Below are 24,718 nucleotides of genomic sequence, written 5' to 3' on the forward strand. Positions count from 1 at the left end.
GGCCGTCCCGTCTCTGAAAACAGCCTTCTACTCGACCGTCACCGACTTTGCGAGGTTCCTCGGCTTGTCGATGTCCCGGCCCAGCGCCAGTGCCGTGTGGTAGGCGAGGAGTTGGAGGGGGATGCCCATCAGGATGGGGTCCAGTTCGTCCTCGTTCTTCGGGACCACGATCGTCTGGTCGGCCTTCTCCTGGGGCTGGTGGGCCACCGCGAGGATCTTGCCGCTGCGGGCCTTGATCTCCTCCATGGCCGCGCGGTTCTTCTCCAGGAGGTCGTCGTCGGGGACGATCGCGACCGTGGGGAGGGCGGGCTCGATGAGGGCCAGCGGGCCGTGCTTGAGCTCGGAGGCGGGGTAGGCCTCCGCGTGGATGTAGGAGACCTCCTTGAGCTTCAGGGACGCCTCACGGGCCACCGGGTAGCCACGGACGCGGCCGATGAAGAGCATCGAGCGGGCCTGGGCGTACTCCTCGGCCAGCTTCTTGATCTCGTCCTCCTGCTCCAGCATCTCGGCGATCTGGGCCGGGAGCTTGCGCAGGCCCTCGATGATCCGCTTGCCGTCGCGGACCGAGAGGTCGCGGGTGCGGCCGAGGTGCAGGGCGAGGAGGCCGAAGGCGACCGTGGTGTTGGTGAAGCACTTGGTCGAGACGACGCAGACCTCGGGGCCCGCGTGCACGTAGATGCCGCCGTCCGCCTCGCGGGCGATGGCCGAGCCGACCACGTTGACGATGCCGAGGACGCGCGCGCCCTTGCGCTTCAGCTCCTGGACGGCCGCGAGGACGTCGTAGGTCTCACCGGACTGGGAGACCGCGATGTAGAGGGTGTCCGGGTCCACGACCGCGTTGCGGTAGCGGAACTCCGAGGCGGGCTCGGCGTCCGAGGGGATCCGGGCCAGCTCCTCGATCATCTGGGCGCCGATCATGCCCGCGTGGTACGAGGTGCCGCAGCCGAGGATCTTCACGCGGCGGATCCTGCGCGCCTCACGGGCGTCCAGGTTGAGGCCGCCGAGGTGCACGGTGGAGAAGCGGTCGTCGATCCGGCCGCGCAGCACGCGGTCCACGGCGTCGGCCTGCTCGTGGATCTCCTTGTGCATGTAGGTGTCGTGGCCGCCCATGTCGTAGGAGGCGGCCTCCCACTCCACGGTGGTGGGCTCGGACGTCGTCCGGGTGCCCTCCGTGGTGTAGGTGCGGAAGTCGTCGGCCTTGAGGGTGGCCATCTCGCCGTCGTCGAGGGTCACTATCTGCCGGGTGTGGGTGACCAGCGCGGCGATGTCCGAGGCGACGAACATCTCCTTCTCGCCGATGCCGAGGACGACCGGGGAGCCGTTGCGGGCGACCACGATGCGGTCCGGGAAGTCGGCGTGCATGACGGCGATGCCGTACGTGCCCTCGATGACCCGGAGGGTCTCGCGGACCTTGTCCTCCAGCTTCTCCGCCTGCGAGCGGGAGATCAGGTGGACCAGGACCTCGGTGTCGGTCTCCGAGAGGAACTCGACGCCGTCCGCCTCCAGCTTGCGGCGCAGGTCGGAGGCGTTGTCGATGATGCCGTTGTGGACGACGGCGACCTTGCCCTCGGCGTCCAGGTGCGGGTGGGCGTTGACGTCGGAGGGGGCGCCGTGGGTGGCCCAGCGGGTGTGCGCGATGCCGGTGGTGCCCTTGAAGCGCGCCGGGACCTTGGCCTCCAGGTCACGGACCCGGCCCTTGGCCTTGACCATCTTCAGAGCGGGCGTCTTCGGGGAGGAGACGACCACGCCGGCCGAGTCGTAGCCGCGGTACTCCAGGCGCTGGAGGCCCTCCAGCAGGAGGGGGGCCACATCACGCTTCCCGATGTATCCGACGATTCCGCACATATATGTAGGTATCCCTAGCCGTAGACGATGCGGCGCAGTTGCCGGAGGGTCAGCTCCGGCGGTGCGACCGCCCGGTATTTCAGGTCCGCTTCGATCCGTTCGAAGATCGTCGCGTTCACCAGGCCCTGGGCCTGGAGCTCGCGGTGGCGGCGACGGACGAACTCCTCGGTCGTCTCGTCGAAGTAGGCGAGCACGTCCTGGATCACCCGCAGCGCCTCGCCCCGGTTGAGGGGCGTGGACCGCGTCAGATGATCAACAAGTTCGTCGTGCACCCGGTAGATCCTGGGGTACCGGCGACTCTTTCGCAAGAATCCTGCCCGATTTCGGGCAGAGACGTGTCGGAGGGCTGTGCAGGCGCTATGGGGCAGGTCACATCCGCTTCAGGATCGCCTGCTTGGCGAGGGTGAACTCCTCCTCCGTCAGGACGCCCGTGCGGTGCAGTTCGCCCAGCTCGCGCAGCCGGCGCAGCAGCGCGTCATGGCCGTCCTCGGCGGGGGCCGCGGACGGCAGCGCGGGGGCGGCGGGGTCCGGCTGCGGCTGTCGTACGTCGTCGGCGGGCGCCGTGGGGTGCGGGAGGCGGGCCTGGACGGCCGCCGCGATCAGGGCCATCAGCGGGTCCTTCTTGAAGCCCCACAGCTCCACGGCGTTGGGGTCGTACTTCGGCGGAGCCTTGGTCGGGGCGTTGCGCACGGTGAAGCGGAGGTGGCCATTCTCCAGTCCGGCCGCCGGATGCCACTCGACGGCGGTGATGTCCGCGAGGCCGAGCGTGCGGGACCCGGCGGCGGCCTTGGCGTCCTCCGTCTTCCAGTTCCACTCCAGGCGGATCCGCTCCCCGTCGAAGCTCGCGGTGCCGTCCCCGGCGGAGACCGACAGCGGGACCGCCGGGCCCGGCAGGAGGTACTCGCTCACCGGGTCGGCCGGGACCTGGTCCAGCAGCAGGGCGTTGCGGACCTCGTCGGTGAAGTACTCGGCGACGCCGTAGCGGCCGGGTTCGACGAGCAGTTGATACGGGTCGTGGGGCTCGGTGAGCCGTCCGCCGGTGGCGTTCAGCAACGGGTCGGCGCCGTCCCGCAGTCGAAGCCTGAGCCGCCCCGCCTTCTTGCCCTGCTCGAACGAGACCCCCGCCAACGCGCCCAGCGGGACGACGAGTTCACCGAGGGTCTTCCGCAGGAGACTGACGTTCTTGTCCCGGCCGGGTGTCAGCCGCAGCGCGTCCCCGTCGAAAGCCCAAGTGCCGTCCTTCTGGATGATTTCCGCCATGGGGGTGATTGTTCCACCGACTCGCGGGAGAGTGGTCTGTACCTATCGGAGCTCACCGAAGGGACCGACTGTGAGACAGCGCCACAGAACGCTTCGCCTTCTCGGTTCGCTGCTGCTCATCGCGGCGGCCGGCGTCTCCACCACCGGTGCGGTGCCCGCGGGCCACGGGCCGGCCGCGACCCCGCTCGACCGGGTGGTCCCCGCCCCGTCCTCCGTCGCACCGGGCGGATCCCCCTACCGCATCACCGACGGCACCCGTATCCGCGTGGACGGCTCGCGCGAGGTCGGGCGGGTCGGGCATTACCTCGCGGACCTCCTGCGGCCCTCCACCGGCTACCGGCTGCCCGTCACCACGCACGGCGGCGGCATCCGACTGAAGCTCGCGAAGGGCCCGTTCGGCGCCGAGGGCTACCGCCTCGACAGCGGTGCGCGGGGCGTCACCATCACCGCCGCCGAGCCCGCGGGCCTCTTCCACGGTGTCCAGACCCTGCGCCAGCTCCTTCCCGCGGCCGTCGAGAAGGACTCCGTGCAGCCCGGGCCCTGGCTGGTCGCGGGCGGCACGATCGAGGACAGCCCGCGCTACGGCTGGCGGGGCGCGATGCTCGACGTCTCCCGGCACTTCTTCGACGTCGACGAAGTCAAGCGGTACGTCGACCAGTTGGCGCTGTACAAGTTCAACAAGCTGCATCTGCACCTCAGCGACGACCAGGGCTGGCGCATCGCCGTCGACTCCTGGCCGCGGCTGGCCGACTACGGCGGCTCGACCGAGGTCGGCGGCGGCCCCGGCGGCCACTACACCAAGGACGACTACCGGGAGATCGTCCGCTACGCCGCCTCCCGGCACCTGGAGGTCGTGCCCGAGATCGACATGCCGGGCCACACCAACGCGGCGCTCGCCTCGTACGCCGAGCTGAACTGCGACGGGGTGGCGCCGCCGCTGTACACCGGCACGGAGGTCGGCTTCAGCTCGCTGTGCGTGCGCAAGGATGTCACGTACGACTTCGTGGACGACGTGGTGCGGGAGCTGGCCGCGCTCACGCCGGGGCGGTATCTGCACATAGGCGGGGACGAGGCGCATTCCACTCCGCACGCGGACTATGTGAAGTTCATGGACCGGGTGCAGCCTGTGGTCGCCAAGTACGGCAAGACGGTGATCGGTTGGCACCAGCTGACCGGGGCGAACCCCTCGCGGGGGGCTCTTGCGCAGTACTGGGGGCTCGATGACACCAGTGCGGAGGAGAAGGCGCAGGTCGCCGCGGCGGCGCGGGGCGGGACGGGGCTGATCCTGTCGCCCGCGGATCGGATCTACCTCGACATGAAGTACGACGCGAGCACGCCGCTGGGGTTGTCGTGGGCGGGGTACGTCGAGGTGCGGCGGGCCTACGACTGGGATCCCGGGGACTATCTGGACGGGGTGCCCGCGGTGGCTGTGCGAGGAGTTGAGGCGCCGTTGTGGAGTGAGACGCTTCAGACTTCGGCGGACATCGAGTTCATGGCGTTCCCGCGGGTCGCGGGGGTGGCCGAGTTGGGGTGGTCACCGGCGGCCACGCATGACTGGGACGGCTACAAGGCGCGGCTCGCTGCGCAAGGGCCCCGCTGGGAGGCGATGGGAATCGGGTTCTACCGATCGCCGCAGGTTCCCTGGCCGACGGCCTGAGAACATTGACGGGCGCCCCGGAGGACCGTACTCCGGGGCGCCCATCGGTCTGTTGGGGCTACAGCCCCGCTATCGGGTTCTTCAGCGTCCCGATCAGCTGTAGTGCCCCCGCCGGGTCCGTCAGGTCGACCATCTGCTGGTTGTTGCGGAGTTGGAGGCGGTTGAGGCAGGACAGGGCGAACTCGGGGGCGAACATGTCGTACTGGCGGAATTTGTCGGCCAGTTCCGGCAGCTCGGCCTGGTAGGCCCGGGTGACCTCGGCGACCGTACGCCAGAAGTCGTCCTCGGAGAGGATGCCCTCCGTGGCGAGGTTCGCCGCGAGGAAGCGGAAGAAGCAGTCGAAGACGTCCGTGAAGATGGACAGGAGCTTCGTGTCCTCGGGGACGTCCACGCGGACGCGTTCGACCGTCGGCGGCAGTACCGCGTCCGGGTCCATCACCGCGATCTCCTCGGCGATGTCCTTGTAGATCGCGCGCTCCACGACGCCGTCCTTCAGGACCAGGATCACGTTCTCGCCGTGCGGCATGAACACCAGGTCGTAGGCGTAGAAGCTGTGCAGGAGCGGGGTGAAGTACGCCGTGAGGTAGCGGCGCAGCCACTCCGTCGGCGCCAGGCCCGACTGCTCGATCAGCGCGCCCGCGAAGGACGCGCCCTCGTGGTCGACATGGACGAGGGACGCCATCGTGGCCAGGGACTCGCCCTCGCGCAGGGACGCCACCGGGCTCTCCCGCCACAGCGCGGCCAGCATCTTGCGGTACGGCGAGTAGCGGTCCGTCGCCGCCTCGTACTCCAGGTGCCGGTAACCGACCGCCGCCCGCTCGCGGATGATCGACAGGCCCGTGCCCTTGAGCACCGGGTCACCCTCGATGAGCTGGGCGAGCCAGTCGTTGATGGCCGGTGTGGCCTCCATGTACGCCGCCGAAAGACCGCGCATGAAGCCCATGTTGAGGACGGACAGAGCCGTCTTCACGTAGTGCTTCTCGGGGGCGGAGGTGTTGAAGAAGGTCCGGATGGACTGCTGGGCCAGGTACTCGTCGTCCCCCTCGCCCAGGCACACCAGGTGGCCCCGGGCGACCTCGGCGGCGAAGGTGACCGTCAGCTTGTTCCACCACTGCCAGGGATGGACCGGGATGAGGAGGTAGTCGGCGGGGTTCAGGTCCCGCTCCCGCAGTACGGCGTGGAAGCGCTCCACCGTGTCCTCGCCCAGCTCGTCCCGTACGAAGGACTCGTACTCCAGGCCCACTCCCGCCGTGAACGCGGCCCGCGAACGGTGCGCCGCCAGCCACACCAGGCGGACGGGGTTCGCGGTCTCGGGGGCGTAGGAGAGGTACTCGTGGACGCCGAAGCCGAGCCGGCCGTTGTTGGCGACGAAGCAGGGGTGGCCCTCGGTCATGCCGGTCTCGATGGCCTGGAAGCCGCTCCGTGCCAACTCCGCGACCGGGATCTGCGGCTTGGTGAGCTTGTAGCAGGTGCCGGAGAGGGTGGAGGAGACCTCCTCCAGGTAGACCGGCAGGATCGCGTCGCTCAGGCCGAGGGACTGCTTCAGCTCGATGAAGAAGTCCAGGGCGGCGAGGGGGAGGTCGACGCCGTCTCGTTGACGGGTGATCGAGTCGGCGTCGACCTGCCAGTGGTCGAGGGCGCGGCGGACGGCCGTGAACCCGTAGCGGGTCAGACCGTCGTCGCCGCGGACCTCGAAGCGGCCGTCGGCGGTGGCCTCCGGCGTGATCAGCCGCTCGTGCGCGAACTCGGCGAGCGCCTTGCGGACGAGGAGGCGGTTGGCCTGCTCCCAGCGCTCGGGGGAGAGATGGGCGACGGATTCGGCGAGGCTCATGCGGTCACCGCCGTGGCGGCGAGGCTGTGTTGAACTTCGAAGAACTGTTCCCGGGTGCAGAAGCTCAGCAGCGCCGCCTTCTCCGGCTTCTGGATCTCCCGCTCGGGGACAAATCCGACGGCCTCGTTCAGCGCGTGCACGGCCTTGTTGGAGACGTCCGGCTCCACGACGACCCGTGCGACGGCCGGGTCCTCGAAGAGGTGCGCCATGACGGCGGTGATGACCGAGCGCGTGAAGCCGTGCACGGGCGTGTCGGTGGCCGGAGTGAGGAAGTGCATGCCGATGTCGCCCGGCTGCGGCTCGTAGAGGCCGACCAGTTCGCGGTGCGCGGGGTCGTACTTCTCCATCAGGAAGGCGGGTTCACCGTCCTGAAGTCCCAGCAGCGCGTGGTGGTGCTCGTCGGCCGCGATCTCCATGTAGGCGCGCTCGACGTCCTCCAGCTTGGCGTCCTGCATCATCCAGAAGGCCGCCTTGGGGTGGGTGACCCAGGTGTGCAGCAGCTCGGCGTCCTTCAGGGGGTCGAGCGGGCGGAAGGTGAACGTCGTCATATGGCGAACTCCTGGAACGCGATGGTCTTCTCGACCGGGTAGTACTCGCTGCCGAGCAGCTCGCGGATGATGTAGCTGTTGCGGTAGGGGCCCATGCCCAGGTCGGGGCTGGTGACGCTGTGGGTGTGCACACCGGCGTTCTGGAGGAACACGCCTCGGCCCGTCACATCGATCGCGTAGTTGCGGGCGACGTCGAAGTTGCCCTGCGCGTCACGGACCAGACGGTCGCGCACGGGCGCGAGGAACTCCGGCTCGGCGTACGCGTATCCGGTGGCGAGCACCAGACCCTGCGACTCGATGTCGTAGTCCTTCTCCTGCTCCTCCTGGCGGAAGGAGAGCGTGTACGTCCCGTTCTCGTACCGCGCGCTGTTCAGGGAGGAGTTGGTGAGCAGACGGGTGGGGACCGGGCCGCCGAGGTTCTTCTGGTAGAGCAGATCGAAGATCTCGTTGATGAGTTCGCCGTCGATGCCCTTGAACAGGCCCTTCTGCGCGGCGGCGAGGCGGTATCGGGTCGCCTCGGGCAGCGCGCGGAAGTAGTCGATGTACTCCGGGGAGGTCATCTCCAGCGTGAGCTTGGTGTACTCCAGCGGGAAGAAGCGCGGGGAGCGGGTCACCCAGTTCAGCCGGTAGCCGTGGACGTCGATCTCGGCGAGGAGGTCGTAGTAGATCTCGGCGGCGGACTGGCCGGAGCCGACGATCGTGATCGACTCCTTCTTCTGGAGCTCCGCCTTGTGCTGCACGTAGCGGGAGTTGTGGAAGAAGTCGCCGCCCAGGCCCTCGACGGCCGCCGGGTAGTGCGGGGAGGTGCCGGTGCCCAGCACCAGGTGCCGGGCGCGGAAGACCTCACCGGCCTCGGTGCGCACGACGTAGACCTCGGCGTCCTCGTCGAACGTCACCTCGGTGACCGTCGTACGGAACCTGATGCTGCTGAGCTGGTTCGCGGCCCAGCGGCAGTAGTCGTCGTACTCCACCCGCAGCGGGTAGAAGTTCTCGCGGATGTAGAACGAGTACAGCCGGCCCTTCTCCTTCAGGTAGTTGAGGAAGGAGTACGGCGAGGTCGGGTCGGCGAGGGTGACCAGGTCCGACATGAACGGCGTCTGGAGGTGGGCGCCCTCCAGGAACATGCCGGCGTGCCATTCGAAGTCGGGCTTCGACTCCAGGAAGACACCCTCGAGTTCGACGATCGGCTCGGTGAGGCAGGCGAGGCCGAGGTTGAAGGGGCCGAGTCCGATGCCGACGAAGTCGTAGGTCTTGGTCGTGGACTCGGTGGCTTCAGGAAGCGCGGTCAAGGGACTCTCCCAGGTACTGCTCGGCGTGGCCGGCGATCAGGTCGAGGACGGCGGTGATGTCGGCCGTCGTGGTCTCGGGGTTGAGCAGGGTGAACTTCAGGTAGTGGCGGCCGCCGACCTTGGTGCCCGCCACGACGGCGTCACCGGAGGCGAACAGGGCCTTGCGGGCGTAGAGGTTGGCGCGGTCGATCTCGGCCGGGTCGGTCACGGCGGCCGGGATGTAGCGGAAGACCAGGGTGGACAGGGACGGCTCGACCACGACGTCGTAGCGCGGGTCCGCGGCCAGCACCTTCCAGCCCTCGGCGGCCAGTTCGACGACCTCGTCGAAGAGCTGCCCGATGCCGTCGGCGCCCATCACGCGCAGGGTCATCCACAGCTTCAGCGCGTCGAAGCGCCGGGTGGTCTGGAGGGACTTGTCGACCTGGTTGGGGATACGTTCCTGCACCATCCGGCGCGGGTTGAGGTACTCCGCGTGGTAGGTGGCGTGGCGCAGCGTGGCCGCGTCCCTGACCAGCACGGCGGAGGAACTCACCGGCTGGAAGAAGGACTTGTGGTAGTCGACGGTGACCGAGTCGGCGCGCTCGATGCCGTCGATCCGGTCCCGGAACTTCACCGAGGCGAGCAGACCGCAGCCGTAGGCGGCGTCCACGTGCATCCAGGTGCCGTACTGGGCGCACAGCTCGGCGATCTCGGGCAGCGGGTCGATGGAGCCGAAGTCGGTGGTGCCGGCGGTGGCGACGACGGCCATGGGGACGAGCCCGTCCTTGGCGCAGCGCTCCAGCTCGCGGGCGAGGGCGACGGTCTGCATCCGCTTGTCGTGGTCGACCGGGATGGAGACCACCGAATCGGCGCTCAGGCCGAGGAGTTTGGCCGACTTCTTGACGCTGAAGTGGCTGACCTCGGAGGCGAAGATGCGCAGTTTCGCGAAGGAGTCGGTTTTGGCCTCCTCGCGGGCCAGCAGCAGCGCCTGGAGGTTGGACTGGGTGCCGCCGGAGGTGAACACGCCGTCGGCGGCGGGGCCGAGGCCGATCCGGGCGGTCGTCCAGTCGATGAGTTTGCGCTCGATCAGGGTGCCGCCGGCCGACTGGTCCCAGGTGTCGAGGGAGGAGTTGACGGCGGAGAGGATCGCCTCGCCGAGCACCGCCGGTATGACGACCGGGCAGTTGAGGTGGGCGAGGTAACGCGGGTGGTGGAAGTAGATCGCGTCCCGGAGGTAGACGTCCTCCAGCTCGTCGAGCACGGCCGCGGTGTCGTACAGAGGCTGATCGAGGTCGATCGCGTCGATGGTGGGGGCGAGGGCGTCGACGGTGACACCGGTGAACGGCCGCTCGGTGGTGGCGAGTTTGCCGGCCACCCGCTCGATTCCTTCGGTCACGGAGCGGCGGTACTGCTCCGCGGTCGTGTCATTGAGCAGGTGCGAGCGCATTGGGGGGTCCTCCGAGGGAAGTCCGTGCGGGACGAAGGCGATGCGGAGTGGGAGAGCGAGCAGGGTCGCGAACGACGTCGATCAACTTAGGTAAGCCTAACCTAATCTGGCCATCCGTCACGCATACGAAACCCAGCCCCACCCGTGACGGTGGTCACTTCTGACGCGTCACTCGCCGGACTCGCGCAACTGCTCCTCGGTCAGCCCGCGCCGCCAGTAGCCGACGAAGGTGACCAGGCGCCGGTCGATCCCGCGCTCGCCCACGAAATGCCGTCGCAGCGCCTTCACGCACCCCGACTCGCCCGCGATCCAGACGTACGGGGCCTGCGCCGCCGGGAGTTGGGCGCCCCGAAGGGCGTCGAGGGCCATGGGGGACCCCTCGGCGCCCTCGTCCGCCCGGACCAGCCAGTTGATCTCGGCGTCCGCCTCGGTGCGCAGGTCCTGGATGTCACCGGCGTGGTGGACTTCGAGCCAGACCCGGGCCCGAGTGCCCGCAGGCAGCGACTCGACGATGGCGGAGACGGCCGGTACGGCGGTCTCGTCGCCCCAGATCACCAGGAGATCGGTGTCCGCGGGCGGCCGGAACCGGATGGCCCGGTTGTCCGCGACGGCGGGCCCGATGAGCAGCACCCGGTCCCCGGCGGACGCCCGCGAGGCCCACCGGGAGGCGGGCCCGGCAGGCTCGTGCAGCACGAAGTCGATGTCGATCTCGTCCGGATCCCGGCGCAGCGCCCGCAGCGTGTACGACCGCATCACCGCCCGCACGTCGTCCGGCAGTTCACGCCAGCCCTGCCACCACCCGTCCCCGAGTTCGACAGGCACGACGGGCGCGTCCTGCCCCGGCTGCGGCAGGAAGAGCGACAGCGACTGGTCGCACCCGTCGGAGTGGAAGTCACGCAGCTCTTCGCCGCCGAAGGTGACCCGAACCAAGGACGGACCGAGCCGCCTCGTTCGTACCACTCGCAGAGAGAAGAAACGGAACGCGACGGCGACGGTCGTGGTCATGAGGTATCAGGCGACCTTCTTGGCGTTCTCGATCGCCTCGGCCAGGTTGTCCAGCAGCGGCGTGCACTTGTCGTAGGACAGGATCGGCTCGGGCGAACGCGAGATGACCTGACCGGCCTTGACGGCGGGCAGCTTCTTCCAGGTCGCCTCGGTGATGTCTGCGGGCTGGATCGTCGAGGAGCGGTCGTCCATCACGATGATGTCCGCGTCGTACTTGTCGACGTTCTCCCAGCTCAGCGACTCGAACCAGCCGGCGTTCTTCTCCTTCGCCTTCTCCGAGGGCTCGACGAAGTTGACGCCGAGGGACTTGAAGTACTCGAGGTCGATGGAGAAGTTGGTGCCCGAGACGTAGAAGATCGTCTCCGCGGCGGAACCGGCCAGCACCTTGATCTCCGGCTTGGCCTTGGCCGCGGCGCGCAGCCGGGCCGCGGCGGCCTCGAACTTCTTCTTGGAGTCGGCGATCGCGGCGGACTTCATGTCCGCGCCGAGCGACTCGGCCAGCTCCCACATGCGCTGGAGCGGCTCGGTCAGCTGACGGTCGTAGACGGAGACCGCGACGTCCGGGGCGAGCTTGGCGACCTTGTCCGCGGACTCGACGGGCACCGACCACAGGGTGCCGGCGTCGTCGAACGTCGTGGTGATGAGCACCTCGGGGGAGAGCGCCGCGTACTTCTCGATGTTGAGCTTGCCCCACTCGTTGCCGAGCACGGTGACCTTGCTGACGTCGAGGTCGCCGGCCTGCACATCGGGCTTGCCGTCGGCGGTCGTGGTCGGGCCGAAGACGCCCTTGACCTGGATGCCGTAGTCGAAGAGGGCGGCGGCGACACCGGTGAACGCGACGATGTTCGTCGGCACCTTGTCGAGCTTCACCGTGGTGCCGCGGTCGTCCTTGAACGTCCACGGGCCGGACTTCGCGGCGGTCGTCTCCTCGCCGGAGCCACCGCTTTTCGCGTCGTCGTCGCCACAGGCTGCGAGCACGGCACCGAGGCCGAGGGCGCCGCCCGCGGCGAGGATGCCACGGCGGGTGAGGTGGGTGGCTCTGGCGTTGGACATGGGTACGCTGCTTTCGAACAGGGCGATCTTGCGCCGGACAATTCGAAGGTAGGTTAGCCTAACCTCAGCAGTTGTCCAGGGGCGGGCCCCTGCGAAGTGCAGCCTGTGAGCCCCCTATGGGGTCGACTTGAGCGGCGGGCGGGGCCCAACTCCCTCGCTGTGAAAGGTCGTTGGGCCCCACCGGTGTCTCGACTAGGCGGCGGCCTTCTGTTCGCGGGCCAGCGCCTTGGCCGCGTCACGGCGCTTGCCGGACAGCACGTCCACCGGGGCGCCGGCACCCTTGCCGGGCTCCTTCTCCCAGCCGCGCAGCTTGGCGACGATCTTGGCCAGCAGCGGGCTGTCCGGCTTCACGTCGATGTAGAACAGCGACTCGTCGGGCTTCCTGTCGTCGCCGCCCCAGCGGACGACACCCTCCAACTCGGCGAGGATGTCGCGGATCACCAGCTGCTGCGGGGCGAAGAAGCCGCCCTTGACGCCGCTCGGGTAGTGACCCGGACGGATCTGCACCGCGGTCCCGGAGGCCTGGTTGGCCTCGGGCAGCCTGCGGCCCACCGAGCTCGGGCTGCGCCAGCCGACCACGTCGCCCTTGCGCAACTCCTCGACCTCGTAGTGGAACCGGCGGATCACATGGACCAGGACCGTCTCCACCTCTCCGATCCGTACGGTGACGCCCTCGATGGGCGTGCCGGGGACCGGCCGGGTCCACACCTTTCCGCCCTTGTCGGTGGTCAGCTCCATCTCCCAGCCGTTGGGGCTCGGCTTGCCGGACCGGGTGCGCTTCTCGCGGGCCAGCGCACGGCGGGCCGCGTCCCGGACATCCTTCGGCTCGGCGTACCGGCCCGCCGCGTACGCGGGGGAGGCGAGGTATTCGGAGAAGGGCAGCGTTGCCACTGCCGCGGCGGCAGTGACCACGGAGGCCCGGGCGAGGAAGGAGCGGCGGGACAGGGGTTGGCGGGGGGAAGTCATACGCCTCGTCTCTCTCTTGAAGCTCATGAAGCCCTTGAAGTCCAGGGGCAGTTGGTGGCGCTGGGCACAGGGACTACCGCCGGGACAGTCCGTTGTACTTCTCGAAGAGCTGGTAGAGCGCCATGCGCTTGCTCGCGTGCTCCTCGGCCTCGTCGCCCCAGCCCTGGTAGCGGCGCAGCACCTCGAAGATCTCGTTCTGGGTGTAGTCCAGGCTCATCGCGCGCAGCGTGCTCTCGCCGTCCGGCGGGTTCTGGCCGCCGACCTTGCCGGCCGCGTCCCACAGATGGATGAGCGAGACGGTCTTGACCGAGTAGGCGTTGTCCTGGTTGACCTTGTGCCACATCGTCCAGATGTCGGCGTCCTTGGCCGGGTCGAGGATGGTGCCCTCGACGAGATCGACCTGGATGCAGTGGTTCCAGGCCCGGATGCCCACCTCGCCGCTGATCTGCGCGATACCGGTGGAGGAGTCCCGCTTGGGCACGACGCCCCCGCCGACGCCGGTGTGGTAGTAGGTGACCGCCGCGTCCACGCCCAGGTCGACCACGTCGTAGTGGCGCATCTCCCAGTAGGCCGAGGTCTGGATCAGCGCCTTGCGCATGTTGTACGTGTTCGACAGCTGAGTGATCAGCGCGTCGTGCGACATGATCGTCTCAAGGCACTCGGTGTGCGTGAAGATGCGGCTGGCGTCCGAGTCCGGGAAGCCGATCTGCTCCATGTAGGTGCTGACATCGGCGTTCAGGGCGTTGTAGTACGACGTGAAGTCGAACGCGGTGTCGGGGTCGTTGTCGAGGTACGACGCGTTGAAGGAGCCCTCGCCGATGTCGCGCCCCGAGGCGATGTTGTGGTCGACCTCGATGGCGCCGTCACCGGTGCCGAGCCAGCGCGTGACGACCTGGTCGTAGGCCCAGTTGGCGGGCAGCGGATAGCCGTAGTTGCCGGAGAAGCCGCTGGACATGTCGGAGACGAAGCTCGCCGTGGCGTGGCCCGCGTCGGACACCCGGATGCAGACGTTGCGCGGCCCGTAGACGCCGACCCGGTAGGGGTTGCCGGACATCGCCAGGGCGTCCTGGACACCCTTGAAGTAGGGCAGGACGTTGTCGGTGACCTCGTAGTCGTAGGCGTCGAAGTCGACCGCGAAGAAGATCCGGGCACCGCTCTTGAAGCCGTGGCGCTGGGCGGCGGCGATGGCGGCGAGACCGTCCGCGCTCCCGGAGGGGTAGCTGTAGCCCTTGGCGTCGCGGCCGTAGGTCTGCCAGATCGGGAAACAGCGCAGCCCGTTCTCGGCGATGGTCTGGAGCTCGCCGGCCTGGATCTCCTTCTCGTAGGGCTTTCCGCCGGTCGCGTTGATCAGATAGCGGCCGATGTACTTGACGCCCTCGGCCTTGAGGGTCGCCGCACGGGCCGCGGTGATCTTCGTGACGCCGTCGCAGGCCTCGCCCCTGCGGTTCTGGTCGCCGTAGGAGACCAGGAGCGACGCCCAGGTGGAGAAGTCGCCCTTGCCGGTGACCGGGAGCTTCACGAACTCCTGGAACGCCGCCGTCTCACTGGCGACCGTGCTGTTGAAGAGGGAGGAGAACGGCGTCCCCGAACGCCCGTTGAGGATCAGTGCGGCGCTGTACAGCTGCGCCCAGGTGCCGGCGGACCCCTCGGAGAGCGTGTGGTTGGCCAGGCCCGTCTTGGTGCCCGGGCCGAAGTTGCCGTTGGCGACGCCGTCGGCCATGCCGAGCTCGTACTGGATGGCGTACAGCATCGACGAGGCCACGGTCCGCGAGTGGTGGCCGTCGCACGGCACGATGAAGAAGTCCTGGCGGCCGATGTAACGGCCGTTCAGCCACTGCTGGATCTCCCGGATCTTCGAACTGCCCCCGCTCACCACGACATAGGGGTCCATGTTGAGCAGCGCCTTGACGACCTTGGGGTAGAGGCTGCCCTCCTCCGGGAACGACGGAAGCACACCCATGTCGCTCTTCAGCTTGCTGACCGAGGCAGCGACGCGGTCGTTGTACTTCCCGTCTATCTCGCCGCCGTCGTAGCCCTTGCAGTAGAGCGCGGACTGGATGATGCGGGCGAAATTCGCCGACGGGACGGTCCCGTCCTTCAGCACCGGGTACTTCGAGGCCAGCGTGTTCAGCGTCGTCGGACCGAAGTTGTTGGAGAGCGAGCTGATGCCGAGTTCGAGCTGGAGGGCGCGGGTGAGCGCGTACATCACGGTCCAGCTGGTCTGGCCGTTCTCCTCCAGCGGGCTCATGCCGAGCATGTTGGGATACGTCGTATTGATGAACCGTTGAGCGCGGAGCACCATCTCGTCGGCCATGCCGAAGCTCGCTTTCGCTGAGAGGGAATGCCAGGCGGCGGCTGTTGATTCTTTGTCAGATCGGCTGGAGGTGGGAAGGTTCTGGCGCAATTGCGCCAGGATGCAGGTCACTTGGGGCGCGGACTTGGCGTAATGACGCCAGATCCATTGGCAGTCGCACCCCGCGATGCCACGATCTACGCTCGCCGACCCCTGAGGAGATGTTTATGCGCACTCTTGCGAAGGCCCTGACCGTTGCTTCCGCCGCCGGACTGCTGATGTTCTCGGGAACGCCCGCGAACGCGACGCAACAGGACGAGGACAATTACTGGCTGGGCTGCCAGAGCTACAACGACTTCAAGTTCCGCCTCTACTACAACTCCAACTCCGGTGGCGCCTGGCGTGATTTCGGCTATTCGGTCGGAAACTTCGGAGCCGTGGAGATCTACGGCTCGGGCACCGTCGCCTACAAGTTCTGCGGCGGGACGGGCAATGGAGCGCTCCAGGGCGTGAAGAACAATGCCGCGTCCGCCCGGAACGAGCACACGTCCTACGGCGCCTGCGTGTATTACAACAGCTGGTTCAACGGGGCCAAGGACGGTCTCCAGCCCGCGACTCCGACGCCGGTGAGCAAGAACCTGGTGAACACCTACAACGAGAACGCTTCCTTCCAGTGGTGCTGAGAACGATGAGAGCAAGGGGCGCGCTCCGTCGGGTGCGCCCCGTGCTGGCCCTCGCGCTGGCCCTGCCGCTCGTGGCGGGGTGCGGCGGACAGAGCGCGTCGGACGGCTCCGGCTCGGCAGCGGGCCGCGCCGCCGACCCCGCGAACCCGGCCACCTGGGTGCTGCCGCTCCAGGCCTACCTGCCGGACCCGGAGCAGGAGGACCTGCTCTTCGACGCCATCGAGCAGGCCAAGTCCGCCTGCATGAAGAAGTACGGCTTCGACTACCGACCCGCCGAGCCACTGCCGGACATGGGCCCGGACACGCTCACCGATCTCCGGTACGGCATCCACGACCGGGATGTCGCCGCCACCTACGGCTACAAGCCCGCCGGGGACATGCGCGCCTACCAGGAGGAGACACGGCGGCTGATGGAGGCCTCCGCACTCACCCCGGAGGAGGAGGCCGCGATGACCGGGCAGAAGGCCGGGTCGGTCGCCGGCGGAAAGCTTCCCGAAGGCGGCTGCGGCGGCGAGGCCTACCGCCGGATCTACGGCTCCATGAAGCCCGTCTCGACGCTCGCCAACGACCTGAGCAACGAGGCGTACACGAAGGCGCAGCAGGCCGAGCCGGTGCGGAAGGTCTTCCGTTCCTGGGCCGACTGCATGGCGGACAGCGGCTACACCTACGACGAGCCCATGGACGCCCCGAACGACCCCGCGTTCGGCGCTCCGACCGCCGGTCCCGAAGAGGTGGCCACCGCGCTGGCCGATCTGAAGTGCCGGGACCGGAACAAGGTGGCCGAGGTCTGGTTCGACGAGGAGTCCCGGCTTCAGGAGCAACTGGCCGAGGAGCACGTCCAGGAGCTCAAGGGCGCGGGTCAGGTGCTGGACAAGGCGCTGAAGGCCGCGGCCCGCACCACCGGATCCGGTTCTTGACGAGTACGACCGGGATGTTCCCGAGGAGTTGGGCGCGATGAACGACAACACCGGCACCGAACCGCTGCCGGCCGAAGAACTGACCGCGGAGGAGCTGTCCGCCGGCCCCGAGCCTTGCCGCGCCGCGCTGACCCGGCGTCGGCGCTGGCTGGCCGGAATGGCGGCCGCCTCGGTGCTGCTCACCGGCGCGGGTGTCGCCGCGGCCCAGCTGATCCGCTCGCCGGCCCAGGCCGCGGCGGAGACCGCGCCGCCCGAGGCCGATGTCCTCACCGCCCCGGTGGAGCACCGGGTGCTGAAGGACACCGTCGTACTGCGCGGCACGGTACGGGCCGGTCAGACGGTCGAGGTGGCGCCGCAGAGTTCCGGCGCGGACGGATCCGGCGCCCCGGTGGTGACCCGGGTCCCGGTCAAGGCGGGGCAGCGCGTCAAGGCCGGACAGGTGGTGCTGGAGGTCTCGGGGCGGCCCGTGTTCGTCCTGCCCGGGGACATCCCCGTGTACCGGGATCTCAGGCCCGGGGCCGGGGGGCGGGACGTGGCGCAGTTGCAGTCCGCGCTGCGCGGACTCGGCCATGACACGGGAGCGGACGCGAAGGACGTCTTCGGCGCGGGCACCAAGGCCGCGCTGGCCGCCTACTACGCCTCGATCGGCTACGAGCCCCGGCAGGCCGAGTCGGACGGCGCGGACCGGGTCGACGCCGCGGAGGACGCCGTACGGGTGGCCGAGCGCGCCGTGCAGGACGCGGGTGGCTCCGACGGCGACAAGGACGGTCTCACCCGGGAGCGCGCCGAGCAGGATCTGGCCGACGCCCGCGCCGAACTCGCCGAGGCGGAGGCGGTGTCGGGGCCGATGCTGCCGATGGACGAAGTCGTCTTCGTCGGGGGATTCCCGGCGTACGTCGACTCGGTCACCGGCGCGGTCGGCTCGCGGGTGTCGGGCTCCGTGCTGCGGCTCTCGGCCGGTGAACTGGTCGTCCACGGCTATCTCCAGGAACACCAGCGGCAGTTGGCCGGTGCCGGGCAGCGGGTGGAGATCCTGTCGGAGCTCTCCGGCGAGCAGACCGGGGCGAAGGTGGCCTCCGTGGCCGACACTCCCGAGTCGGGCAAGGCCGCGCAGAGCGAGGAGGCCACGAGCGGCGACGCGCCGCCCGCGGGTTCCTACCGGCTGGTGGTCGAGCCGGACAAGGCGCTCAAGGCGGGCTCGGCCGGGCAGGGCGTGCGGTTGACCATCGAGTCGGCCTCGACCGAGGGCCGCGCCCTGGTGGTGCCGATCACGGCCGTGTCGGCCGGCGCCGACAGCAGAACGTCCGTCACGGTCCTCGAAGCGAACGGCGACCGCAGGCGGGTCGAGGTCCGGGCGGGCACCCAGGGCGACGGCTTCGTCGCCGTGGTGCCCGTCGGCGGCCGGGCTGCGCTGCGGCCGGGAGAGCAAGTGATCGTCGGCATGCGCGGCTCCGGCGGCCTGCGATGAGGTGGCTCGGCCGCCCGGCACGGCCGGCACCGCAACCCGCCGACGGCGACACGGTGCTGGAGTTCGACGGCGTCGGACGCACCTACCCGGGGCCGCCTCCGGTGACGGCCCTGCGCCCGGTGAACCTGTCCGTGCGCCGCGGGGACTTCGTCACCGTGTCCGGCCCCTCCGGCTCCGGCAAGTCGACCTTCCTCAATATCGCCGGGCTCCTGGACACCCCCACCGAGGGCCGCTACGTCCTCGGCGGCGTCGACGTCAGCAGCCTGAACGACGCCGAGCGCACCGCCGTACGCGGCCGCCGGATCGGCTTCGTCTTCCAGTCCTTCCACCTCATGCCCCACCGCACCGCGCTGGAGAACGTCGAACTGGGCATGGTGTACGGCGGTGTCCCGCGCCGGAAGCGCACCGAGCGGGCGCGTCGGGCGCTGTGCGGCGTGGGCCTCGGCCACCGGCTCGACTCCCTGCCCAGCAGGCTCTCCGGCGGCGAACGCCAGCGCGTCGCCATCGCCCGCGCCCTGGCGGTCCGGCCGACGCTGCTGCTGTGCGACGAGCCGACCGGAAACCTCGACAGCGCCACGGCCGACGCCGTGCTCGCACTGCTGGACGAACTGAACGAACAGGGAATGACCCTAGTGGTGATCACTCACGATGCGGCGGTCGCCGCCCGTGGCACCCGCCGCGTGACGATCCGGGACGGCGTGCTCAGCGAGCCCGTGCCCGCCACGGCCCGATGAGGGGCGCGATGACCAGGGCGGGGGTGACTCCCTCCGTGCTGCGGCTGCGCGATCTGTGTGCCGAGGCGGCGGCGGGGGTCCTACAGCGGCCCGCGAGGTCGCTGCTGACCGCCTTCGGCACCGTGCTGGGCGTCGGCAGCTTCGTGGCCGTACTCGGTCTCACCGCCACGGCGTCCTCGCAGATCGACAACCGGTTCACCGAACTGAGCGCCACCGAGGTGACGGTCGAGGACAACGCCCGGCAGCAGAACGAGTTCGTGGACATCGGGTTCCCGAAGGACGCGGACACCCGGGTCGGCAGGCTCAACGGCGTCGAGCACGCGGGCGTCTACTACACGGTCCGGCTGCCTGCGGACGTCACGGTGAGCGCCTCGCCCCAGGCGGACGCCCTCGACTCCACCGCGCGCACCAAGGTGGTGGCCGCCTCGCCGGGAGCCCTCGCGGCGGCGGTGCCCAGTCTCGAACAGGGGCGCCTCTACGACGACTTCGCCGAGCGTACGGCCGCGCCGGTGGCCGTGATCGGCGAGGGGGTGGCCCGTCGGCTCGGCATCACCACCCTGGAGAACGCGCCCGCGGTGTTCATCGGCGGCGAGGCCTTCTCCGTGGTCGGCATCGTCGGTGACGTGGAACGCAAGGCCGATCTGCTGCTCTCGGTGGTCGTGCCGAGGCAGACGGCGGACCGCGTCTGGGGGCCGGAGAACGTCTCGGAGCCCAAGATGCTGATCGCCACCCGCGTCGGGGCCGCACAGCAGGTCGCTGACGAGGCCGCCCTGGCTCTGCGGCCCGAACACCCGGAGTACTTCCGGGCGATCGCCCCGCCCGACCCCGAGACGCTGCGCTCGTCGGTCGGCTCCGACCTCGATCAGCTCTTCCTGCTGCTCGCCTCGGTCTGTCTGGTCATCGGCGCGGTCGGGATCGCCAACACCACGCTGGTGGCGGTGCTCGAACGGACCGGGGAGATCGGGCTGCGCCGGGCGCTGGGGGCGCGCGGACGGCACATCGCCGGACAGTTCCTCGCCGAGTCGGGGGCGCTCGGGGCGCTCGGCGGTCTGCTGGGCACCGCCGTCGGCACGGTCACCGTGGTCGCCGTGGCCGTGGTCCGGGAGTGGACGCCCGTGATCCATCCGGCGACGGTGGCGGCGGCCCCGCTGGTCGGCCTTGCCACCGGTCTGCTGGCCGGGCTCTATCCGGCGGTCAGGGCGTCACGAGTGCAGCCGGTGGAGGCATTGCGGCGCTGACGCGTTCCAACGTGTTGGAGTGTGGCGTATATACGCCAGGCCCTTGTTGGGCGTTAGGCGGGTTTTGCGTGATTGTTAATTCAAGCGTGAAGAGAGCGGAGTGCTTAGGGTGAACTAAGAGGTAGTTGTGATTCCGTTCTGTGGGGGGATTGTTACCTTGAGTGGTTCTCCGAGACTCGACCAGCTCGAAGAAACTGACTTGGTGATCGTGCGCATGCTGCATCAGGGACTCGGTGACGCCGCAATCGGCCGGAGACTCGGCATCGGGCACCGTACGGTCCAGCGCAGGGTGCATCGTCTGATGGAGCGTTGGAACGTTCCAGGGCGCGTGGCGTTGGGGGCGCGGGCGCAGGAACTCGGGCTGCTGGACCGGTCCGAGGCCGACGACGGGGCCGAGGGAGGCACCCGGCTCGCCGCGTCGGCCTGAACCGGCGGTAGAAAAGCCCTGGTTGCTAGCCCAGCAGCCCCAACTCCCGGGCGATCAGCATCCGCTGGACCTCGCTCGTGCCCTCGCCGATCTCCAGGATCTTGGAGTCCCGCCACATCCGGGCCACCGGGTACTCGTTCATGAAGCCGTAGCCGCCGTGGATCTGCGTGGCGTCGCGGGCGTTGTCCACCGCGATCGTGGAGGAGTACAGCTTGGCCATCGCCGCCTCCTTCTTGAAGGGCTCGCCGGAGACGAGGCGGCTGGCCGCGTCGCGCCAGGCGAGGCGGGCGGTGTGGGCGCGCATCTCCATGTCGGCGAGCTTGAACTGGATGGCCTGGTTGGCGCCGATGGGGCGGCCGAAGGCATGCCGTTCCTTCGCGTACTTCACCGACTCGTCCACACAGCCCTGCGCAAGTCCCGTCGCCAGGGCCGCGATGGCGATCCGGCCCTCGTCGAGGATGCGCAGGAACTGGGCGTAGCCGCGGCCCTCGGTGCCGAGCAGGTTGGCCCGAGGGACCCGGACGTCGGCGAAGGACAACTCCCGGGTGTCGGAGGCGTTCCAGCCGACCTTCGAGTAGGCCGGGGCCACGGTGAAGCCCGGGGTGCCGGAGGGGACGATGATCGAGGAGATCAGGGGGCGGCCGTCGGGCGTGCGGTCGGTGACCGCGGTGACCGTGACCAGGCCGGTGATGTCGGTGCCCGAGTTGGTGATGAAGCACTTGGTGCCGTTGATCACCCACTCGTCGGTGTCGGGGTCGAGCCGGGCCGTCGTCCGGGTCGCGCCCGCGTCGGAGCCGCCGTCGGGCTCGGTCAGTCCGAAGGCGCCGAGCAGCTCGCCGGAGCACAGCCGGGGCAGCCACTGGCGCTTCTGCTCCTCGGTGCCGAACAGGTGGAGCGGCATGGCGCCCAGCGAGACCCCGGCCTCCAGGGTGATGGCCACCGAGGAGTCGACCCGGGCCAGTTCCTCCAGGGCGATGCCGAGCGCCAGGTAGTCACCGCCCATGCCGCCGTACTCCTCGGGGAAGGGCAGCCCGAACAGGCCCATGCGGCCCATCTCGCGGACGATCTCGTAAGGGAACTCATGCCGTTCGTAGAGGTCACCGATCTTGGGCGCCACGACGTCGTGCGCGAACTCCTCCACCGTGCGGCGCAGTTCTTCGAGCTCCGGGGAGAGCTTGTGGTCCATGGGGTTCACTCCTTGTGGGAGAGGGCTCGTACGGTGCGGGACGGGCTGGGGCGGCCCAGTCGGCCGGCCATCCACTCGCTCGTGGCGACGAGACGGCCGAGGTCGACCCCGGTCTCGATGCCGAGGCCGTGCAGCATCCACACGAGGTCTTCGGTGGCGAGGTTTCCGGTGGCGGACTTGGCGTACGGGCAGCCGCCCAGGCCGCCCGCGGAGGCGTCGACGGTGGTGACGCCGTACTGGAGCGCGGCGAGGGTGTTCGCCAGCGCCTGTCCGTAGGTGTCGTGGAAGTGCACGGCCAGCGCCTCGGTGGGCACGCCTGCCGCGCCGAGCGCGGTGAGCAGCGCGCTCACCTGGCCCGGGGTGGCGACGCCGATGGTGTCGCCGAGGCTCAGCTCGTCGCAGCCCATGTCGAGCAGCGCCCGGCAGACGTGGACCACCTGGGACGCGGGCACCGGGCCCTCCCAGGGGTCGCCGAAGCACATCGACAGATAGCCGCGGACCTGTTCGGCGCCCTCCGCCTTCGCGCGGGCCACCACCGGCTCGAACATGGCGAGCGCCTCGTCGACCGTGCGGTTGAGGTTGGCCTTGGCGAAGGACTCGGTGGCGCTGGCGAAGACGGCCACCCGGGTGGCGCCCAGCGCGAGCGCGCGGTCCAGGCCGCGTTCGTTGGGCACCAGTACCGGCAGTGCCACCGGCAGATCGGCGACGAGCGGGAACAACTGCTCGGCGTCGGCCAGTTGGGGCACCCACTTGGGGTGGACGAAGCTGGTCGCCTCGACGGTGGTCAGGCCCGCGTCGGCCAGGCGGCGGATGAACTCCGCCTTCACCTCGGTGGGCACGGTCGCCTTCTCGTTCTGGAGCCCGTCGCGGGCGCCCACCTCATGGATCCGGACGCGGGCGGGCAGGCCCGGGGCCGGTACGGGCATGGGGAGCCCCAGTTCCAGGGTGCTCATGCCGACACCTCCTCCTCCACGGTCTGCTCGGCCGGGGCGATCACGGCGAGCACCTGGTCCATGGCGACCGTCGTGCCGGGTACGACATCCAGCTCGGCGACGGTCCCGGCGTGCGGGGCGGAGATGACGTGCTCCATCTTCATCGCCTCGACCACCAGCAGGCTCTGACCGGCGCTCACCTCGTCCCCGACGGCGACCTTCACCACCGTCACGGTCCCGGGCATGGGCGCGGTCAGCGAATCGGCACCGGAGTGCGCGGACCGGGTCAGGGAGGCGGCGACCGGGTCGTGGTCGCGCACATGCCAGGCGTCGCCGTCCCGGCCCAGCCAGTCGGCGGCCCGGTGGAAGGTGTGCCGGACGCCGTCGAGGGTGACGGACACCCGGTCCTCGGTGACGGTGTGGGCGCCGTCCGCCTCATGAGTGACGGGTTCGAGTCCCGGCACCCGCAGATCGAAGGCGAGCGGCTTGGCCATACCGCCGAGACGCCAGCCGCTGGGCACCGAGAACGGATCGGTCCAGCCCTCGTCGGCGGGCCGCAGCCCCTGAAGCCGTACGGCCGCTGCCGCCGCGTACACCTCCTCGGGCACCTCCGCCGACACCAGGGCGTCGACCTCGCGCTCGACCAGGCCGGTGTCCAACTCCCCGGCCACCACCGCCGGATGGGCCAGCAGGCGGCGCAGGAACCCCGCGTTGGTCTGCACGCCCAGCGTCACCGTCCCGGCGAGCGCCGCGCGGAGCTTGCGCAGGGCAGTGGCGCGGTCGGGGCCGTAGGCGATGACCTTGGAGAGCATCGGGTCGTACAGGCTGCCGACCTCGGTGCCCTCGGTGAGCCCGGAGTCGGTGCGCACACCGTCACCGGAAGGCTCGCGCAGCCGCAGCACGCTACCGCCGGACGGGAGGAACCCGCGGGCCGGGTCCTCGGCACAGATCCGGGCCTCGATCGCATGCCCCGTCAGCCGGATGTCGTCCTGGGCGAAGGTGAGCTTCTCCCCGGCCGCGACCCGGAGCTGCCACTCCACCAGGTCCAGGCCGGTGATCAGCTCGGTGACCGGGTGCTCCACCTGGAGACGGGTGTTCATCTCCATGAAGTAGTACGCGTCCGGGTCGCCGCCGGGCACGATGAACTCCACCGTGCCCGCGCCCCGGTAGCCGCACGAGCGGGCCGCCTGGACGGCCGCCTCGCCCATCGCCGCCCGCGTCTTGTCGTCGAGGAGCACGCTGGGCGCCTCCTCGATGATCTTCTGGTGGCGCCGCTGGAGGGAGCACTCGCGCTCGCCGAGGTGGACGACGTTGCCGTGACCGTCGGCCAGCACCTGGATCTCGATGTGCCGGGGCCGGTCGATCCACCGCTCGACCAGGAGCGTGTCGTCGCCGAAGGAGGCCGCCGCCTCACGCCGGGCCGCCGCGATCTCCTCGTCCAGCACGGCCAGGTCCCGGACCAGCCGCATGCCCTTGCCGCCGCCGCCCGCGCTGGGCTTGAGCAGCACCGGAGCGCCCAACTCATGGGCTGCCGCGGCGAGTTCGGGGTCCCGCCCGCCGGGGACGACGGGGACCCCGGCCTCCCGCACGGTCTCCTTGGCGCGGATCTTGTCGCCCATCAGGGAGATCGCCTCGGCCGGCGGCCCGATGAAGGCCAGGCCCGCCTCGGCGCAGGCGCGCGCGAAGTCGGCGTTCTCGGCGAGGAATCCGTACCCCGGGTGGACGGCCTGGGCGCCGGTGCGGGCGGCGGCTTCGAGGATCCGCTGCACGGACAGATAGCTCTGTGACGCGGGCGCCGGACCGATCCGTACCGCCGTGTCGGCCTCCCGGACGTGCCGGGCGTCGGCGTCGGCGTCGGAGAAGACGGCGACCGAGCGGATGCCGAGGGCACGCAGGGTGCGGATGACGCGGACCGCGATCTCACCCCGGTTGGCGACGAGCACTGTGTCAAACATGGGTC

21 protein-coding genes are annotated in these 24,718 nt (G+C 69.7%); 7 read left to right on the forward strand and 14 right to left on the reverse strand.

Features of this window, described 5'->3' with window-relative positions; genetic code table 11:
• Window positions 1–27 precede the first annotated feature (27 nt).
• The 3 genes from glmS to BN159_RS27115 form a co-directional block, all read right to left on the reverse strand.
• Complete coding sequence (gene glmS, locus BN159_RS27105; protein ID WP_015660198.1) at window positions 28–1,845, reverse strand: glutamine--fructose-6-phosphate transaminase (isomerizing); 1,818 nt, start codon at window positions 1,843–1,845, stop codon at window positions 28–30.
• Window positions 1,846–1,859: 14 nt separating this feature from the next.
• Window positions 1,860–2,117, reverse strand: a complete 258-nt coding sequence (locus BN159_RS27110; RefSeq protein WP_015660199.1) for a hypothetical protein — start codon at window positions 2,115–2,117, stop codon at window positions 1,860–1,862.
• Between the two features lie 97 nt (window positions 2,118–2,214).
• The gene (locus BN159_RS27115; RefSeq protein ID WP_015660200.1) at window positions 2,215–3,105 is read right to left on the reverse strand and encodes a DUF4429 domain-containing protein; all 891 of its coding nucleotides are present in this window, start codon (window positions 3,103–3,105) and stop codon (window positions 2,215–2,217) included.
• A 70-nt stretch (window positions 3,106–3,175) separates the two neighbouring features.
• Between BN159_RS27115 and BN159_RS27120 the strand changes: the two genes are divergently transcribed.
• Window positions 3,176–4,762 carry a beta-N-acetylhexosaminidase gene (locus tag BN159_RS27120; RefSeq protein WP_015660201.1) on the forward strand — a complete coding sequence of 529 codons (1,587 nt, stop codon included), beginning with the start codon at window positions 3,176–3,178 and terminating at the stop codon, window positions 4,760–4,762.
• A gap of 58 nt (window positions 4,763–4,820) precedes the next feature.
• On the opposite strand, the gene BN159_RS27125 is transcribed toward BN159_RS27120, so the two are convergent.
• The 8 genes from BN159_RS27125 to BN159_RS27160 all read right to left on the reverse strand — a co-directional run bounded on the left by BN159_RS27125 (window position 4,821) and on the right by BN159_RS27160 (window position 15,194).
• A complete protein-coding gene (locus BN159_RS27125; RefSeq protein ID WP_015660202.1) occupies window positions 4,821–6,593 on the reverse strand; it encodes an IucA/IucC family protein in 1,773 nt (590 codons plus the stop codon).
• Window positions 6,590–7,141 carry a GNAT family N-acetyltransferase gene (locus tag BN159_RS27130; RefSeq protein ID WP_015660203.1) on the reverse strand — a complete coding sequence of 184 codons (552 nt, stop codon included), beginning with the start codon at window positions 7,139–7,141 and terminating at the stop codon, window positions 6,590–6,592. The genes BN159_RS27125 and BN159_RS27130 overlap by 4 nt, the downstream gene beginning before the upstream one ends.
• Window positions 7,138–8,430, reverse strand: a complete 1,293-nt coding sequence (locus BN159_RS27135) for a lysine N(6)-hydroxylase/L-ornithine N(5)-oxygenase family protein (RefSeq protein WP_015660204.1) — start codon at window positions 8,428–8,430, stop codon at window positions 7,138–7,140. The genes BN159_RS27130 and BN159_RS27135 overlap by 4 nt, the downstream gene beginning before the upstream one ends.
• Window positions 8,414–9,856, reverse strand: a complete 1,443-nt coding sequence (desA, locus tag BN159_RS27140; RefSeq protein ID WP_015660205.1) for a lysine decarboxylase DesA — start codon at window positions 9,854–9,856, stop codon at window positions 8,414–8,416. Before desA ends, BN159_RS27135 begins: the two co-directional genes overlap by 17 nt.
• A 168-nt stretch (window positions 9,857–10,024) precedes the next feature.
• Window positions 10,025–10,861, reverse strand: a complete 837-nt coding sequence (locus BN159_RS27145; protein ID WP_015660206.1) for a siderophore-interacting protein — start codon at window positions 10,859–10,861, stop codon at window positions 10,025–10,027.
• A gap of 6 nt (window positions 10,862–10,867) precedes the next feature.
• On the reverse strand, window positions 10,868–11,914 hold the full coding sequence (locus BN159_RS27150) for an ABC transporter substrate-binding protein (RefSeq protein WP_015660207.1): 1,047 nt from the start codon (window positions 11,912–11,914) through the stop codon (window positions 10,868–10,870).
• Window positions 11,915–12,106: 192 nt separating this feature from the next.
• On the reverse strand, window positions 12,107–12,880 hold the full coding sequence (locus BN159_RS27155) for a twin-arginine translocation signal domain-containing protein (protein WP_041819912.1): 774 nt from the start codon (window positions 12,878–12,880) through the stop codon (window positions 12,107–12,109).
• 73 nt (window positions 12,881–12,953) lie between these two features.
• Window positions 12,954–15,194, reverse strand: coding sequence for a glycoside hydrolase domain-containing protein (locus BN159_RS27160; protein WP_015660209.1), 2,241 nt, complete (start codon window positions 15,192–15,194; stop codon window positions 12,954–12,956).
• A gap of 206 nt (window positions 15,195–15,400) precedes the next feature.
• Here BN159_RS27160 and BN159_RS27165 point away from each other — a divergent pair, with 206 nt between their 5' ends.
• The 6 genes from BN159_RS27165 (at window position 15,401) to BN159_RS27190 (ending at window position 20,640) form a co-directional block, all read left to right on the forward strand.
• Window positions 15,401–15,856: a hypothetical protein gene (locus BN159_RS27165; RefSeq protein WP_015660210.1), complete on the forward strand. Its 456-nt coding sequence runs from the start codon at window positions 15,401–15,403 to the stop codon at window positions 15,854–15,856.
• 5 nt (window positions 15,857–15,861) lie between these two features.
• On the forward strand, window positions 15,862–16,773 hold the full coding sequence (locus BN159_RS27170; RefSeq protein WP_015660211.1) for a hypothetical protein: 912 nt from the start codon (window positions 15,862–15,864) through the stop codon (window positions 16,771–16,773).
• A 37-nt stretch (window positions 16,774–16,810) separates the two neighbouring features.
• The gene (locus BN159_RS27175; RefSeq protein ID WP_015660212.1) at window positions 16,811–18,241 is read left to right on the forward strand and encodes an efflux RND transporter periplasmic adaptor subunit; all 1,431 of its coding nucleotides are present in this window, start codon (window positions 16,811–16,813) and stop codon (window positions 18,239–18,241) included.
• Window positions 18,238–18,975, forward strand: coding sequence for an ABC transporter ATP-binding protein (locus BN159_RS27180; protein WP_015660213.1), 738 nt, complete (start codon window positions 18,238–18,240; stop codon window positions 18,973–18,975). The genes BN159_RS27175 and BN159_RS27180 overlap by 4 nt, the downstream gene beginning before the upstream one ends.
• A gap of 8 nt (window positions 18,976–18,983) precedes the next feature.
• Complete coding sequence (locus BN159_RS27185) at window positions 18,984–20,213, forward strand: ABC transporter permease (RefSeq protein WP_015660214.1); 1,230 nt, start codon at window positions 18,984–18,986, stop codon at window positions 20,211–20,213.
• Window positions 20,214–20,427: 214 nt separating this feature from the next.
• Window positions 20,428–20,640, forward strand: coding sequence for a helix-turn-helix domain-containing protein (locus tag BN159_RS27190; protein WP_051113675.1), 213 nt, complete (start codon window positions 20,428–20,430; stop codon window positions 20,638–20,640).
• A gap of 25 nt (window positions 20,641–20,665) precedes the next feature.
• On the opposite strand, the gene BN159_RS27195 is transcribed toward BN159_RS27190, so the two are convergent.
• The 3 genes from BN159_RS27195 to BN159_RS27205 are packed head-to-tail and all read right to left on the reverse strand — an operon-like array spanning window position 20,666 to window position 24,713.
• Window positions 20,666–21,826 (reverse strand): acyl-CoA dehydrogenase family protein, encoded by a 1,161-nt coding sequence (locus BN159_RS27195; RefSeq protein ID WP_015660216.1) that lies wholly within the window; start codon window positions 21,824–21,826, stop codon window positions 20,666–20,668.
• A gap of 5 nt (window positions 21,827–21,831) precedes the next feature.
• A complete protein-coding gene (locus BN159_RS27200) occupies window positions 21,832–22,779 on the reverse strand; it encodes a hydroxymethylglutaryl-CoA lyase (RefSeq protein WP_015660217.1) in 948 nt (315 codons plus the stop codon).
• Window positions 22,776–24,713: an acetyl/propionyl/methylcrotonyl-CoA carboxylase subunit alpha gene (locus tag BN159_RS27205; protein WP_015660218.1), complete on the reverse strand. Its 1,938-nt coding sequence runs from the start codon at window positions 24,711–24,713 to the stop codon at window positions 22,776–22,778. The genes BN159_RS27200 and BN159_RS27205 overlap by 4 nt, the downstream gene beginning before the upstream one ends.
• Window positions 24,714–24,718: the final 5 nt, after the last annotated feature.

Origin of the sequence: Streptomyces davaonensis JCM 4913, assembly GCF_000349325.1 — a bacterium.
GTDB classification, from domain to species: Bacteria; Actinomycetota; Actinomycetes; order Streptomycetales; family Streptomycetaceae; genus Streptomyces; species Streptomyces davaonensis.

Excerpts from the sequence above, each read along its gene's own strand:
- glmS (WP_015660198.1), bottom strand. The coding sequence starts at position 1,845 with ATGTGCGGAATCGTCGGATACATCGGGAAGCGTGATGTGGCCCCCCTC.
- BN159_RS27115 (WP_015660200.1), bottom strand. The coding sequence starts at position 3,105 with ATGGCGGAAATCATCCAGAAGGACGGCACTTGGGCTTTCGACGGGGAC.
- BN159_RS27125 (WP_015660202.1), bottom strand. The coding sequence starts at position 6,593 with ATGAGCCTCGCCGAATCCGTCGCCCATCTCTCCCCCGAGCGCTGGGAG.
- BN159_RS27130 (WP_015660203.1), bottom strand. The coding sequence starts at position 7,141 with ATGACGACGTTCACCTTCCGCCCGCTCGACCCCCTGAAGGACGCCGAG.
- desA (WP_015660205.1), bottom strand. The coding sequence starts at position 9,856 with ATGCGCTCGCACCTGCTCAATGACACGACCGCGGAGCAGTACCGCCGC.
- BN159_RS27145 (WP_015660206.1), bottom strand. The coding sequence starts at position 10,861 with ATGACCACGACCGTCGCCGTCGCGTTCCGTTTCTTCTCTCTGCGAGTG.
- BN159_RS27150 (WP_015660207.1), bottom strand. The coding sequence starts at position 11,914 with ATGTCCAACGCCAGAGCCACCCACCTCACCCGCCGTGGCATCCTCGCC.
- BN159_RS27155 (WP_041819912.1), bottom strand. The coding sequence starts at position 12,880 with ATGACTTCCCCCCGCCAACCCCTGTCCCGCCGCTCCTTCCTCGCCCGG.
- BN159_RS27160 (WP_015660209.1), bottom strand. The coding sequence starts at position 15,194 with ATGGCCGACGAGATGGTGCTCCGCGCTCAACGGTTCATCAATACGACG.
- BN159_RS27165 (WP_015660210.1), top strand. The coding sequence starts at position 15,401 with ATGCGCACTCTTGCGAAGGCCCTGACCGTTGCTTCCGCCGCCGGACTG.
- BN159_RS27170 (WP_015660211.1), top strand. The coding sequence starts at position 15,862 with ATGAGAGCAAGGGGCGCGCTCCGTCGGGTGCGCCCCGTGCTGGCCCTC.
- BN159_RS27175 (WP_015660212.1), top strand. The coding sequence starts at position 16,811 with ATGAACGACAACACCGGCACCGAACCGCTGCCGGCCGAAGAACTGACC.
- BN159_RS27180 (WP_015660213.1), top strand. The coding sequence starts at position 18,238 with ATGAGGTGGCTCGGCCGCCCGGCACGGCCGGCACCGCAACCCGCCGAC.
- BN159_RS27185 (WP_015660214.1), top strand. The coding sequence starts at position 18,984 with ATGACCAGGGCGGGGGTGACTCCCTCCGTGCTGCGGCTGCGCGATCTG.
- BN159_RS27190 (WP_051113675.1), top strand. The coding sequence starts at position 20,428 with ATGCTGCATCAGGGACTCGGTGACGCCGCAATCGGCCGGAGACTCGGC.
- BN159_RS27195 (WP_015660216.1), bottom strand. The coding sequence starts at position 21,826 with ATGGACCACAAGCTCTCCCCGGAGCTCGAAGAACTGCGCCGCACGGTG.
- BN159_RS27200 (WP_015660217.1), bottom strand. The coding sequence starts at position 22,779 with ATGAGCACCCTGGAACTGGGGCTCCCCATGCCCGTACCGGCCCCGGGC.
- BN159_RS27205 (WP_015660218.1), bottom strand. The coding sequence starts at position 24,713 with ATGTTTGACACAGTGCTCGTCGCCAACCGGGGTGAGATCGCGGTCCGC.